Here is a 13,567-nt window from a genome sequence, read left to right on the forward strand (position 1 = left end):
TGCCTGAATACTGAGGGCAGCCTTTTTATTTGGATAGATGATGCATGACATGTTGCTTTAGCCAAGTGGTAACGCCGTGTAGAACGGTGGCTGTCACAAGACAGATAAGCGCATATCTCCATAGCTGATCTAAGCCTTGTCCACTAAGCCAAAAAACAATACCTAGAATAAAGAGAGTCAGAATGAACATGAATAAAAAAGATGCTGACCAGAAAAAAGCCTTCACCGAAGGTCACCTCCTCGGGGTATTGTATGCAGGCCGAGGGAGGATCAGACCAGCAAGAAAGAAGTGAAAATATCGTGAAATCTATTTCAAAAGTCAGATAAAAACGCCAAGTGATTTGACAGTTGTGTTAAGATGAGAGCATATTTTGAGTGTAGATGGCTGGTTATAGACGGAGGTGTTTGGAGATGCAGATTCAAAAGGTTCTAAACAATAATGTCATTAGTGTGATAGATGAACAAGGAAAAGAAATCGTCGTCATGGGCAGAGGCATCGCTTTTCAAAGACGTCCCGGAGACCCGGTGGACGAGGCGTTAATTGATAAAGTGTTCCGCCTAGAGGATCATTCCGTACATGAACGGATGAAAATGCTGCTTCAAGAGGTTCCGTATGATGTCGTCAAGGTGACCGAGGAAATGATCCAATACGCACATACAAAGCTGAACCGAAGATTAAACGAAAGTCTGCATGTATCGCTGGCAGACCATATTCATTACGCCATCGAACGATTAAAGAAAAACCACTTGATTGAGAATTCGCTGATTTGGGAGATTAAACGTTTATACAAAGATGAGTTTCTCGTGGCGAAGGAATGCCTTGAGATGATTGAAGATCGTCTTCATATTGAACTGCCTGAAGATGAAGCGGGCTTTATTGCCATGCATATTATTAATGCAGAGCTCAATGAAGACATGAATACAACGGTCAATATCACGAAAGAAGTGAATGCCATACTGACCATTGTGAAATATCATCTGAACATGGAATTTGATGAAGACTCGCTCAACTTTTATCGTTTTCTCACACATTTACGTTTTTTCGTACAGCGTCTCATCAACGAAACGTTACTCGTCAGTGAAGATCAAGATTTATATCAGCTGATTAAAGTGAAATATCCGAAGGCGTACGAATGCGCAAAGAAAATCGCGGAATATGTGTATCAAACGTATCATCGCGACCTGACATCAGAGGAGATGCTCTATCTATCAATTCATTTGAATCGACTCATCAAACGAGAAAAATAAAGATAGAATTTTAAAAGAAAGCGTTGACATCACAAAAAGTGAGTGGTACTATTTGCTCATAAACATAAAAGAATACGGTTTCACAATGATCGTCTTAGAGGATTGTGACTGTTCGGCAGGCAAAACCTAAACGTTCACTGAAAAAGCGCAATAGCAAGTTGCGACTATTTTTGGTGCCCGTTTAGGTTTTTATTTTGCCTAAAAACGTATTTTTTTGAAAAAAAGGGGGTTTTTGTATGAGTCATCGTCAATTAGCAGAAGACATTATCAAACATATCGGTACAGAGAAAAATGTTCATTCATTGGTTCACTGTGCCACAAGACTTCGCTTCACACTAAATGACAGATCAAAAGCAGATAAAGCAGCCATTGAAAAATTAAATGGTGTGGTGACTGTCATGGAAAGCGGCGGCCAGTTTCAGGTGGTCATTGGCAACACCGTACCAGAGGTATATCGAGAGATTGGGGAGTTTACGAATCTATTAGAGGATTCCACTTCTTCATCTGCTAGATCAAGTGAAGAAAGTACAAGTCTTTTTGGAAAATTCGTCGACATTGTTTCTGGAATTTTCACACCGCTTCTAGGTGTCATGGCGGGTGCCGGTATTTTAAAAGGACTTCTAGGCATCTGTATCAATGCAAAATGGTTATCTCCTGAAGATACGTCGTATCAAATTTTATTTGCCGCATCAGACAGCTTGTTCTACTTCCTGCCGCTGCTGCTCGCATTCACTTCTGCTAGGAAGTTTAAAGCGAATCCATTTGTCGCTGTGACGATTGCAGGTGCACTGATCTACCCGACTATTCAAGAGCTCACAAAAGGCGGCGGAGATGTGTCGTTCTTCGGCATTCCGGTTGTCTTAATGTCTTATACATCAACGGTTATCCCGATTATTTTGGCAGTGTTTGTGATGGGATATATCGAACGTTTCTTTAACAAAGTCATTCATGAAAGTGTGAAAAACTTTATTACACCACTGATTTTACTGGTCACGGTCGTTCCACTGACACTGATCGTATTTGGACCATTTGGTGTGTATGCAGGGAATGGAATTGCAGCCGTCCTGCTGAAAGTATTCTCCTTTAGCCCTACACTTGCCGGTGCTTTAATTGCGATGGCATGGCAGGTTCTTGTCATCTTCGGTATCCATTGGGGGCTTGTGCCAGTCATTTTAAATAATATTGCGGTCCATGGAAAAGATCATATCAAGCCGGCGACTGCGCCAGCTGTATTTTCACAAGCCGGTGCTTCCATCGGTGTTATGCTGAAAACAAAGAACAAAAAGCTGAAATCATTAGCTGGATCGACAGCGGTTTCTGCTGTATTTGGAATTACAGAACCTGCTGTATACGGCGTCACACTTCGTTTGAAAAAACCATTTATTGCAGCGGTGATCTCTGCCGGTGTCGGTGGTGCCATTATCGGTTATTCACAAAGTATTGCGATTGCATCAGGTCTTCCGAGTTTACTGACACTTCCGATCTTCTATGGTCAAGGGTTTACAGGATTCTTAATCGGAATTTCCGTTTCATTTGTCCTTTCAATCGTCTTAACCTATTTGATTGGATTCAAAGATCCTGTGGATGAAGAAGATGCTCCTGCAGCTAGTTCTGCACCAGCATCTGAAAATGAACATGGTGTCAAAGCAGCTCATGTGAAAAGTCCTTTATCTGGCGAAGTCATCAAGCTAGAAGAGGTGCAAGATAAAGCCTTCTCATCTGGCGCATTAGGTAAGGGCGCAGCCATTATTCCATCAGAAGGCAAGCTGTTTGCACCAGTAACTGGAGTCGTGACAACGGTATTCCCAACAGGACATGCATACGGTCTCACCTCTGAAAGCGGAGCAGAAGTACTCATTCATATTGGACTGGATACTGTACAACTTGGGGGCCGTCATTTTACGCCGAAGGTTGAGCAGGGCCAAACGATTACAGAAGGTGAACTGCTTGCGGAGTTTGATATTGAGGCCATTCAAGCAGCAGGTCTTTCTGTCACAACACCTGTGATTATTACCAATTCCGGTGAATTTAGCGATATCATTGAGACAGAAGAAAAACAAGTGACACCAGGACAATCATTTTTACACTTAGTTTAAGAAAAGGGAGGACATAATCATGAGATATTCAACACTAGCACCATTTCCAAAAGACTTTTTCTGGGGCGGATCGACTTCCGCCTATCAAGTAGAAGGTGCGTGGAACGAGGATGGCAAGGGACCTTCAGTCATTGATATGAGAGAAAGCTATCCTGAAGGAACAACTGATTTTAAGGTAGCCAGCGATCACTATCATCGATATAAAGAGGACGTGAAGATGTTTGCAGAAATGGGCTTGAAGGCTTATCGTTTCTCTATTGCATGGACACGTATCATTCCAGATGGAGATGGGGAGATCAATCAAAAGGGAATTGACTTCTACCATTCTCTCATTGATGAATTACGCCGCTATGACATTGAACCAATTGTGACGATGTATCACTTTGATTTACCTCATGCGCTTCAAGTGAAAGGCGGCTGGTCAAATCGTTCGACAGTCGATGCGTTTGAACGTTATGCGGAGGTTTTGTTCCAGGAGTATGGCGAGAAGGTAAAATATTGGCTGACCATTAATGAACAAAACATGATGATCTTACATGGATCAGCATTAGGTACACTGGATCCAAATTTAGAAAATCCGAAAAAAGAACTATATCAGCAGAACCACCATATGCTTGTGGCACAGGCGAAAGCCATGACGCTTTGTCATCGTTTGCTGCCTGAGGCGAAAATCGGACCAGCGCCAAACATCGCCCTTATTTACCCGGCATCTCCAAAACCTGAGGATGTCATTGCTGCGGCTAATTACAATGCAATCCGCAACTGGCTATATCTTGATATGGCGGTATTCGGTCGTTATAACAACCTTGCATGGGCATACATGAAGGAAAAAGACATTCTTCCTGTGATTGAAGAGGGAGATATGGATATTTTGAAAAGTGCAAAACCAGACTTCATTGCCTTTAACTACTACACATCTCAAACGGTTGAAGCGAGTAAAGGAGATGGCAATGATGAATTTGCCCGTGGCGGAGATCAGCATTTAAAATCCGGTGAAGATGGCGTCTACAAAGGCGGCAACAACCCGTTTTTAAGTAAAAATGCATTTGGCTGGGAGATTGACCCTACCGGTTTCCGATCAACGATGCGTGAGATTTACGATCGCTATCAGTTGCCTCTTATTATTACGGAAAACGGGTTAGGCGCTTTTGACAAGTTAGAAGCGGATGGATCGATTCAGGATGATTATCGAATTGATTATTTAGAAAAACATATTGAACAAATCAAATGGGCGATCACTGACGGTGTAGAGGTATTCGGGTACTGCCCGTGGTCAGCCATCGACTTAATCAGTACACACCAAGGCTGCTCAAAACGCTACGGTTTTATCTACGTCAATCGTGATGAATTTGACCTGAAAGACCTGAAGAGAATTCGGAAAAAGAGCTCTTATTGGTATGAAACATTGATCGAGCAAAATGGAGAGAACATCGGGAAGTAACAATATCACACTAAAAAACCCCTAATTTTTAGGGGTTTTTTTCTCTTCATGACTTGTAACTATATCAACTGGATGTATCAGGTTTTCATCATCATTATCCTCATCAGTGTAAGGCATAATAAGTGAATCCAACTCTTCTTTATCATCAACTAAAGCAACGTAAGTTGTATAATCCTCTAAATCTGATGGAAACAATTCAGCTTGACCAACATTACTTTTCAATGCTTGGTCAATAGCATTCTTTAATTCTATTAAACCCTCACGATTACCAATAATATAAGAATCCATATGCCAACTTTTTTGAGCATATATATGACAAATCTTATCTCTATCTTTCATTCTCTCATTACACCCTTCCTGAAGAATTTAATTGATTATGTGCTAACACGCCAACCACATAAAACGTCAAACGTCTCTTTGGCTTTTATGCGTCTAACAGCTTTTTATCTCTTTCAAGAAGACTGCTTTGTATGTATGCTTGCTGTTTTTTCAACTTGCTGGATTTTACAAATCACACCTTACTCTCTACTATCATTATACCCCGAATTTAATCTCATTTATAGACTGTTTTCCGCCCGCATCAGCCCGTATACTGTTATACGCAAGTCAAAAACGATAAGGGATGTGGCTGTATGAATGACAAGAAAGATGTTTTAGATCCTGGGCCATTTTTTCATGGGACGAAAGCAGAATTGAAGATTGGGGACCTGCTTGAACCGTTGCATTTGTCCAATTATCAGGATAAACAATCGAACCACATCTATTTTACTGGAACATTAAACGCAGCCAAATGGGGAGCTGAATTAGCCCGGTCTGATTCCAAAGAGAGAATTTATGTTGTGGAACCGACAGGCGAGTTTGAAGATGATCCGAATTTGACGGATCAAAGGTTTCCAGGGAACCCGACCCGTTCTTACCGGTCGACATCTCCCTTGAAAATAGTCGCAGAATTAGGTGCGTGGGAAAGACATTCCGATGAAGAAATCAATCATATGCTGACGTCGTTAAAAAAGTTAAGGGAAGAAGGAAAAAATGTCATATACGATTGATTCGTATGTGAGGAATAGATGAATAAAAGGCCGCCCGATTTCACTTGGGCGGCCTTTAGTGCTATTGAAACAGGACATGCATCAGCTCATCAAATGTCCTTGCATGTTTCAAGGAGTGAAGGCGGTCAGGACTGTCTAATAAATCGACAGCTTGTTCAAAAAATTGATTCATGCAAGCAGCGTCATCTTTCTGAATGGCTAACAAGAAAATAAGAGATACTTGATCGCCCTGCCAATCAATTGGCTGTTTCAATCGTGCAATTGCCACGCAGGAGGTGCCTTCATTTGTGATGAGCGGGTGAGGCATTGCAATCCCCTTACCAAGGTAGGTCGATGACATTTGCTCCCGCTCCAGCACGGAGGAACGAAAAGAAGATGAAACAAGCTGATGCGCCTCCAGCCGGCTGCAAAGCGTATCTAATACCTCTTCTTTGCTTGAAAGGTTCACATCCAACAAGGTCAATCGTTCTTGGAAAAAAGCCATCAGCTCCTGCGAAGGGGAACCATGTCCGTTTAACAGGTGAATGACCTCACTCACACGCTGGACATCATGGTGTTCAAAAAAAGCATTCACTTGAATGATTGGTTTCCCCTTTGGTGCGAGAGGTACGGTTGTAATAATCACATCACATGGCAAAGTCGTGCTAAAAGCGTAATCCTGATAAGAATAAAGCTCAACAATCTCAAGCTCATGTTGAAAGGCCGCCTTCAATTTAATTTCAAGCAGCCGTGCCGTTCCTAGTCCAGACCCGCATACAATAATGGCCCTCTTTTTTTGCGAGGTGTCAAGATGACTTCTTTCAAATGAAGCAGCAATATGTAAGGCAACATATGCCGCCTCATCTTCATTTGGCGTCCGCACCAGCTGTAAGACATTGAGTCCGCTGACAGCCAAATCAAACGGATAAGGATAAGAAGTTTTGATCTCATGCAAAAGCGGATTTTGTAAAGACACGCCGTATTGAATTCGATTTAATAATGGCTTCATATGCAGCATCAAATCTTGACGCAGGATATCGTCATCTACAAAACGATGACCGCTTGTTTTTTCAATGTGCTGGAGAAATTGTGTCACCGCCTGACGCACTTCTTCTGTCGTTTGGTGCTCATCGATTTCTTTCCACGTTTGATTCGCTAAGAGATGCATCACCAAGTAATCTGTTTCATCCTCTGATAAGGTGACGTGAAACGTGTCACTTATTTGATGAGTGATCTTTTGAGCGATTCTTGTTAACACTGGCGGTCTTTGTGTGTGAGTGGTACTGGCGGGTATCCGCTGTTTTTTTTGCGTTTGCTGAATGGCAATCGCTAAGTGAATCACTAAATTCTTTAGGGCAATATCTTTAATGAGCAGTGATTCTTGATATAGATTTGTCAGCACAATGGATCGAATGGTTTCAAGTGAAATGTCAGGGAAATGAAGCTGTTCCCGCTCAGTTATATGAGATAGGGCGGGTTCTTCTTCAAGCAGTAAGTCTGCGTAGCACGTCCTTTTTTGCAATTCGTCTCCGTCTACTTTTAAGCCAAATCCAGGCTTTGAGACAAGGGTCATACCGTAACGGGCTAACAGCTCCCGTCCTTTTTTTAAATCACTGCTGACCGTCATACGGCTGATGAACAATTCTTCTGCTAATTGATCAATTTTTAAGTAGTCTGATTGAAGCAATAGTTTTCTCATCATAAATCGTATGCGCTCTTCTGGCATGACGGGTACGAGAGAGCGGGCAGGAAGCTTTTGCTGATGAAGCCAAAGCAGGAAAGCGTCTTGGTCACTTGTTAAGAGCGTATACCCTTTCCCGCGGATGGTCTTGATCATAGCTCCAGCTTGTGTTAACAGCTCGTTTGCTTCTTTGATTAAATTGCGGATGGAGCGGTCAGATAAGCGAAAAGAGGCAGTGAGCTCCTCAAGCTTCACGAACCCTTTCGTTTCAAATAGCCGCTGAATGAGCTGGTAGGTTCGAGTATCTGCCGTCATCATCATTGCGCCGCTCCTTGTTCCTTTAAGGCATCAGCTCCAAGGGCGATGGCTCCCATTAAACCAGATAATCCGTCAAAGGAAGGCTTTGTGACGATTTCATTTAATGGCTTTGGTAATTGTAAGTAACCATGAAGCCGCTTGTCTGTTTCTTCAAGGATGAGCGGTAGCAAGGCCGGCTGTTTCATGACACCTCCACCAAAAATAATGCGTTCTGGTGAAAGGGTGAGTAATAAATTTGCGGTCATTTGCCCGAGATAATAAGCTTGAAGTGACCAGGCAGGGTGCTCCTCTGGCAGCATTTGTGCCAATGTATGATAGCGGCCTTCTATGGCAGGTCCAGATGCTAGTCCCTCTAAACAATCATGGTGGATAGGGCAGCAGCCCCCATAGGTGTCATGAGGGTGGCGCTGAACGGTGATATGTCCCATTTCTGGATGAAGCAGTCCGTGAATGAGGCGGTTTTCAATATAGGCACCGCCGCCGATTCCCGTCCCAACCGTGATGTAGACCAAGGAATTTGGTCTGTCTGTGTCAGTTGAAAAACGAGCTTCACCGAGCGCCGCACAGTTCACATCCGTATCAAGCTTCATAGGGAGACCGAGTGCTTGTTTTAAGGTTGAGAGTAATGGAAATTGGCGCCAAGCTGTTTTGGGTGTTTCGAGAATCGTTCCATAGCTGGGGCTGTGCTCTTTTACATCGACAGGCCCGAATGCGCCTATGCCAATCGCATCGACTGGATGCTCTGTAAAGTATTCGATCACTTGCCGGCATGTTTCTTCTGGATTCCCTGTTGCAAAGGAAGTCATATGTTCAATCGTTCCGTCTGTTGTTCCGTAGCCGCAGACAAATTTTGTACCGCCTGCTTCGATGCCTCCAATTCGCATGATCAATGCCCTCCATTAAAGAGAGGCGGAATCCAAATGGATCCCGCCCCTACATGTTCATTTTTTCTTTACAATGTAGGTTTGTACCTGACAAGGTGTGAGCGGTTCAATGTGTAATGATCCATGTTGTGCTTTCAGTATATGTCCTTCAGGTGTTTCGCCTAAATTCGCTGTTTCTCCATGTTGTAGAGATGAACTATTGATTGAAGCGGCTGTTTGACGTGTTAAATATGGATTGAAGAGACGAATGACAATGCCTGTTCCATGCTCTTCTTTTTTCAAAGCGCTTAGAACGGCCCCGTCTGTTTCAATGTCAAGCAGGCTATAAGTAGATTGTAAGTCTTCTTTTTCATCTCGGAAAGAGAAAATTAAACGACCGTTTAAAAAGTCTGCCCGCTCGTAGCACTGAACCGGGGTGGTGTAACGTTTAGCAAGCTGAGCCAAGTGTCCTTCACTCACCGCTTCTTGGCTATAGTGCATGCCAAAGGAGAATGATAGCGATCCTTGAAGCTGGGCGTCAGGTGTTTCGACGATTTTTTCTCCAGAAGCCCGGCCGGGACGGTAAAGAAGGTTTTCTTTCCCCATTTTTCCGAAACAGCGGAAGAGTGTGTAAGCAATGGTTGTGTAGCCCGCGCCTGTGATTTGGTATTCTCTGACGCAGTCCGTTAAAAGAGAGACACCATATGCTTCATCGCGAAGTGCAACAAATGATTGCATGGGTTCAATGGTAATCGGTTTTTCTTCCCAATGTTCATTGTTCCACCATTCTAGCTCTTGCGTCAGCTCCGTTGGACGTTCGATGGTGCCAAACTGTTGATCGCTGAGTGATACGTTTGATGCAATACCTGTATCAAAGAGTACCCGCAGACGGTGGTCTAGCGCATGGTTGTCAACATTTACATGAAAACGGATGACCGCTTCATCTTTATTTAAAGCCACCTTCGCTGTGATCTGGAGGGAAGTCGTCACCTTTTGCTCCGAACGTTCCTCTAAATCATATGGGACAGTCAATTGAAGCTTGATGGTGAGCTCTTCCTGTAAACTGCTTTTAGATACGGTGATGTCTGCTGATGAGATATCTTTAGACGATACATAAAGATCCTCACGCGGTGGTGAATAGTTATAAGAATCCCCATCATCTCCGTTGTCTTCAAAGATCATTTGCTCAGAGAACGTTCGTCCAGTCTGTTTATCCGTAATTTCTAATGACCCATTGTCATTTGCTGCAATGCGGTAAAACGTATTTTCAATGACACGACCTTCTGTTTTTTCCAAAATGGATTCACTAGATTCATCGAACACCATGCTGACTTGTGTATAACCAACGGATGGCAAATCGACTGCTTCAATGAGTAAAACAGCTTTCCAGACTTGCTTTGGCATGTACACCTCTTTGCTTGGGTTAAGTGAAATCTGCTGTGCTAAGACATAATCTGTCACATCGGTTTTACTTTTGACTGTGTAGTGAAGAGTTCGTCCATCAGCGTCTTTTAGTGTAAATGGACGTTCTGTGATAAAGGTTTCGACTTCAATGACTTCAGAGCGCTTTGAAGGCAGTGTATTAAATAAAGTGAACGTGATTTCTTGCTCCGTTTGCAGCCGGATGGCGATGAGACGCATGTGTAAGTCCACAAGATTCTCAGCAATTTCCTTTGCCTGCTTGTAGCGGAAGAAGACATCTTGATTCGTCGTATCACTGTTACAGCCGCCAATGCTATCATGCGCTGCATTTTCAAACATGAGGTACCAAATATCACGCACCGTGTCATGCGGATAGTCATGTCCGAGTGAATAGCTGATTGTAAGGATCGGCTCCATCACATTGACAAGATAGTTTTCAATTTGATTGTTTAAGATTTTCAAATCTGCTCTTGTTGAAAAAATGGACTTATGAATTCGCATATGCTTGGCATGAATGAGCTCTCCTTCTAATGTCTCAAAAGAAGTTCGCTCTTTTTTCACTGCTGCAATGTAGTCTTCTAAACTGCTGATTTGATAGTTATGCTCATCTATTTCATTGGCTTTTTCTAATAAGTCAGGCAGGTTTTTACGAATAGGCGCTTGGTCAAAGCCATTTGGGAAATAGACATTCTTTGTCGTAGCTTTTGCTTGCAGCGCCCCGATTTTTTCAGAAAGAAAGGCTTGCAGGTCTTCATCCTTCTCAGGAATATTTCCTCCGTAGTAGTAGCCAAATGGCAGATTCACTGCAAACACTTCACTGCCATCCGCCCCGCGCCAATTAAATTCTGTGTGATTCGTCATATGATCAGAAACGCCGCGCCAAAAGGCTGTATCGACAATTCCAAAGCCTTGATAAATTTGAGGCATTTGTGCAGATTGACCGAAGGAATCAGGGACATAACCGACCTTCATGACATGTCCAAACTGCTGACAGCGCTCAATCCCATATTGCAGATTCCGTACAATCGATTCCCCAGAAATCACGAGCTGATCCGTTTGTGTATACCACGGACCGATGATGAGGCGTTTTGCTGTGACGAGCTGTTTGATTCGATTTTCATCCTCGGGGCGCCATTTTAAGTAATCATCTAGCAAGGATGCTTGCGCATCGAGCATGAAGTAATGGAATCGTTCATCTGTTTCGAGGGTGTCCAATATGTCCATTACGCTTTTCATTAAGTAGATACGGGAGCGGGAGGTGGTAAAATACCATTCCCGGTCCCAGTGAGTATGTGGAATCACATGTACATTGACAGTCATTGTGTAACGACACCTTTCTTTGTTCAAATTATCCTTCTAGCACAAGGTCAAAATCATCTTCTTCTTTCTGCTTCTGATCATGTTCTGGCTTTTGGGGTTCTTTTTTCTCAGAGAAGTTCACAAGTAGGTTGGCACCAATTCCAATAACAAGTGCGCCAGTTAGCGCGCCGATTAAATATGCCCACCAGTTTCCTACTGAGAAGAATCCGTAGAGTCCGCCAATTGGCGGCATGATGTCATGGACACCTAATAAGGCAGCAACCCCGCTTCCAGCAGCACAAGCGACGACATTCAGCGGAATCAATTTCAAAGGATTGACGAGTGTAAAGGGAATGGCTCCTTCTGTAATCCCGATAATCCCCATCACAAGACCGCCTCGTCCGGCTTCTCTAAACGTAGGAGAGAAGTTGCGTTTTCGAATCAATGTCGCAAGCCCGTATCCAAGCGGAGGAATGACAATCGCGATATTGACGAGAATGGCAGGAAGATAGACACCTGATAGGAAGAGCGCGTTACCAGCCATCCAAGCTGATTTATTCACTGGGCCGCCAAGATCAAAGCCAATCATGGCACCTAGAATGAGAGCAAGTGCGAGTGTACTTGTTCCATCTGCAACCATGCCTTTGATCCATTCAATTAATGCGGTGTTCAAAGCCCCTAATGGACCGCCCAGCAGAACGGACATGAGAAGTCCGGTTAAGCCAACAGTAATGAGCGGTAAGATGAGCAGAGGGACGAGTCCAGCTGCAGAGCCTTGAATTTGAATTTTTCTTTTCACAAAGAGAGCGACATACCCGGCAAAGAAACCTGCAATGACGGCGCCGATAAAACCAGCATTTGTTGAGCTGGCAAGAGCTCCGCCGATAAAGCCGGCCGCAAGACCTGATTTATCCGCAATCGAATAGGCAATAAAGCCAGCGAGCAGTACGTTCATTAAGCCAATGCCTGTCCAGCCAACCTGTTCCATCAAATAGGCACCATGTAAAATCCCGCCTGCATCTTTATAGGCGTTTAAATCTGACACACCAAAACCTAACCCGACTAGTTTGGCTAAACCAACGATAAGTGAAGCTCCGATGATCACCGGAAGAATATAAGAAATACCGGTCATGAGGTGGCCTTCAATGACTTTTAATTTTGCTTTCATTCTGCTTTGCTCCTTTCTATATGGCATTGCTCTTGTTTATTGGGATTCAGATTTTTTCTTTTCAACCAGCGCAACGGCTTTTGTGATGATTTGCTCGGCATTTTTTAGGGCGCGTCCGATTTCGACACGAACAGTAGGAATACCTGAGAAGCGTTCAGCGTCGTTAATGTGCTGATTGGAGGCGATAATGCAAAGGTCTGCCTGCTTGGCTTCCTCTGCTGTAATGCCATTCACTTGTCCCATAATTCCTTGTTGTTCGATTTTAATCTCGTGTCCAAGCTGTTTACCCGCATTCTCTAATGCTTTTGCTGCCATTGGTGTATGAGCTAACCCTGCTGGGCATGAAGTGACACCGACAATTTTCATTGTGTAATCCCCTCTTTCAATTGTTGTTCAATGACTTCGTAATAATAGTCTGCTGTTCGACCGGGTTGAATCTTTTCGATGAAAGCAGGCTCCATTAAACTTGTGGCAATGCCAGACAGTAATTTGAGGTGTGTGACATTGGCCTCTTCTAGTGGAACGAGCAGTGTAAATAAATAGCTTGTTGGCAAATCGTCGAAGCTTCCCCAATCAATGGGTTGTTCAAGTTCTAAAAAGAGAAGTGAAGCCGTTTGAACAGCAGAGCTTTTTGTATGAGGAATCGCAAAACCTTGCTGAAGTCCTGTTGAGACTTCGTCTTCGCGTTTCAACAAATCTGTTAATAACCCTGACTGATCGTTTGTAATGTGAAGGTCTTCAGCTTTCTCGGAAATGTATTGTAAAATCTCATTCTTTGATCGACCGTTTACTTGTGTAAAAACATGATCTTTTTGGAACAAGCTGATCCCTTCTCTCTTGTTTGTTAAGCGCTTACAATTTGATTGTAATGTACTTTTCGATATGGTTAAATAGCATCATTTTCCGTTTGAAATGGCAAAAAGTTTATGAAGCGAACAGACTAGTCATCTGAATATCTCAAATCCTAGCTTAAAACGAGTTTAATTATGTCAAAAATAGATTC

General features: G+C 43.3%; 12 protein-coding genes. 4 read left to right on the forward strand and 8 right to left on the reverse strand.

Translation table 11 applies throughout. The annotated features are described in order from the left end of the window. Positions 1–25 precede the first annotated feature (25 nt). Positions 26–226, reverse strand: a complete 201-nt coding sequence (locus tag NSQ11_RS01425; protein WP_035390601.1) for a hypothetical protein — start codon at positions 224–226, stop codon at positions 26–28. A 185-nt stretch (positions 227–411) separates the two neighbouring features. Between NSQ11_RS01425 and NSQ11_RS01430 the strand changes: the two genes are divergently transcribed. From NSQ11_RS01430 to NSQ11_RS01440, 3 genes are all read left to right on the forward strand, one after another. Further along, complete coding sequence (locus NSQ11_RS01430; RefSeq protein ID WP_008343858.1) at positions 412–1,248, forward strand: PRD domain-containing protein; 837 nt, start codon at positions 412–414, stop codon at positions 1,246–1,248. A 236-nt stretch (positions 1,249–1,484) separates the two neighbouring features. Continuing rightward, a complete protein-coding gene (locus NSQ11_RS01435; RefSeq protein WP_008343857.1) occupies positions 1,485–3,344 on the forward strand; it encodes a beta-glucoside-specific PTS transporter subunit IIABC in 1,860 nt (619 codons plus the stop codon). Positions 3,345–3,363: 19 nt separating this feature from the next. Further along, a complete protein-coding gene (locus NSQ11_RS01440) occupies positions 3,364–4,785 on the forward strand; it encodes a glycoside hydrolase family 1 protein (protein ID WP_008343856.1) in 1,422 nt (473 codons plus the stop codon). A 21-nt stretch (positions 4,786–4,806) separates the two neighbouring features. On the opposite strand, the gene NSQ11_RS01445 is transcribed toward NSQ11_RS01440, so the two are convergent. Beyond that, positions 4,807–5,124, reverse strand: coding sequence for a hypothetical protein (locus NSQ11_RS01445; RefSeq protein ID WP_098681017.1), 318 nt, complete (start codon positions 5,122–5,124; stop codon positions 4,807–4,809). Positions 5,125–5,417: 293 nt separating this feature from the next. On the opposite strand from NSQ11_RS01445, the gene arr reads away from it, so the two are divergent. Then, entirely contained in the window at positions 5,418–5,834 is a 417-nt protein-coding gene (gene arr, locus NSQ11_RS01450; RefSeq protein ID WP_017366526.1) for an NAD(+)--rifampin ADP-ribosyltransferase, read from the forward strand. 61 nt (positions 5,835–5,895) lie between these two features. Here the strand turns inward: arr and NSQ11_RS01455 are convergent, their stop codons facing one another. The 6 genes from NSQ11_RS01455 to NSQ11_RS01480 are packed head-to-tail and all read right to left on the reverse strand — an operon-like array spanning position 5,896 to position 13,385. Continuing rightward, positions 5,896–7,815, reverse strand: a complete 1,920-nt coding sequence (locus NSQ11_RS01455; RefSeq protein ID WP_144740549.1) for a BglG family transcription antiterminator — start codon at positions 7,813–7,815, stop codon at positions 5,896–5,898. Continuing rightward, a complete protein-coding gene (locus tag NSQ11_RS01460) occupies positions 7,812–8,696 on the reverse strand; it encodes an ROK family protein (RefSeq protein ID WP_074041735.1) in 885 nt (294 codons plus the stop codon). The genes NSQ11_RS01455 and NSQ11_RS01460 overlap by 4 nt, the downstream gene beginning before the upstream one ends. Before the next feature lie 57 nt (positions 8,697–8,753). Continuing rightward, positions 8,754–11,417 (reverse strand): mannosylglycerate hydrolase, encoded by a 2,664-nt coding sequence (mngB, locus tag NSQ11_RS01465; RefSeq protein ID WP_342501214.1) that lies wholly within the window; start codon positions 11,415–11,417, stop codon positions 8,754–8,756. Between the two features lie 28 nt (positions 11,418–11,445). Next, positions 11,446–12,564, reverse strand: a complete 1,119-nt coding sequence (locus tag NSQ11_RS01470; RefSeq protein WP_017358746.1) for a PTS fructose transporter subunit IIC — start codon at positions 12,562–12,564, stop codon at positions 11,446–11,448. Positions 12,565–12,600: 36 nt separating this feature from the next. Then, positions 12,601–12,930 carry a fructose PTS transporter subunit IIB gene (locus tag NSQ11_RS01475; protein ID WP_007498438.1) on the reverse strand — a complete coding sequence of 110 codons (330 nt, stop codon included), beginning with the start codon at positions 12,928–12,930 and terminating at the stop codon, positions 12,601–12,603. Then, on the reverse strand, positions 12,927–13,385 hold the full coding sequence (locus NSQ11_RS01480) for a PTS sugar transporter subunit IIA (protein WP_342501215.1): 459 nt from the start codon (positions 13,383–13,385) through the stop codon (positions 12,927–12,929). The genes NSQ11_RS01475 and NSQ11_RS01480 overlap by 4 nt, the downstream gene beginning before the upstream one ends. Positions 13,386–13,567 lie beyond the last annotated feature (182 nt).

Source organism: Bacillus sp. FSL W7-1582 (genome assembly GCF_038593325.1).
In the GTDB taxonomy this organism is placed as follows: Bacteria; Bacillota; Bacilli; order Bacillales; family Bacillaceae; genus Bacillus; species Bacillus altitudinis.

Excerpts from the sequence above, each read along its gene's own strand:
- NSQ11_RS01440 (WP_008343856.1), top strand. The coding sequence starts at position 3,364 with ATGAGATATTCAACACTAGCACCATTTCCAAAAGACTTTTTCTGGGGC.
- arr (WP_017366526.1), top strand. The coding sequence starts at position 5,418 with ATGAATGACAAGAAAGATGTTTTAGATCCTGGGCCATTTTTTCATGGG.
- NSQ11_RS01430 (WP_008343858.1), top strand. The coding sequence starts at position 412 with ATGCAGATTCAAAAGGTTCTAAACAATAATGTCATTAGTGTGATAGAT.
- NSQ11_RS01435 (WP_008343857.1), top strand. The coding sequence starts at position 1,485 with ATGAGTCATCGTCAATTAGCAGAAGACATTATCAAACATATCGGTACA.
- NSQ11_RS01460 (WP_074041735.1), bottom strand. The coding sequence starts at position 8,696 with ATGCGAATTGGAGGCATCGAAGCAGGCGGTACAAAATTTGTCTGCGGC.
- NSQ11_RS01475 (WP_007498438.1), bottom strand. The coding sequence starts at position 12,930 with ATGAAAATTGTCGGTGTCACTTCATGCCCAGCAGGGTTAGCTCATACA.
- mngB (WP_342501214.1), bottom strand. The coding sequence starts at position 11,417 with ATGACTGTCAATGTACATGTGATTCCACATACTCACTGGGACCGGGAA.
- NSQ11_RS01445 (WP_098681017.1), bottom strand. The coding sequence starts at position 5,124 with ATGAAAGATAGAGATAAGATTTGTCATATATATGCTCAAAAAAGTTGG.
- NSQ11_RS01455 (WP_144740549.1), bottom strand. The coding sequence starts at position 7,815 with ATGATGATGACGGCAGATACTCGAACCTACCAGCTCATTCAGCGGCTA.
- NSQ11_RS01470 (WP_017358746.1), bottom strand. The coding sequence starts at position 12,564 with ATGAAAGCAAAATTAAAAGTCATTGAAGGCCACCTCATGACCGGTATT.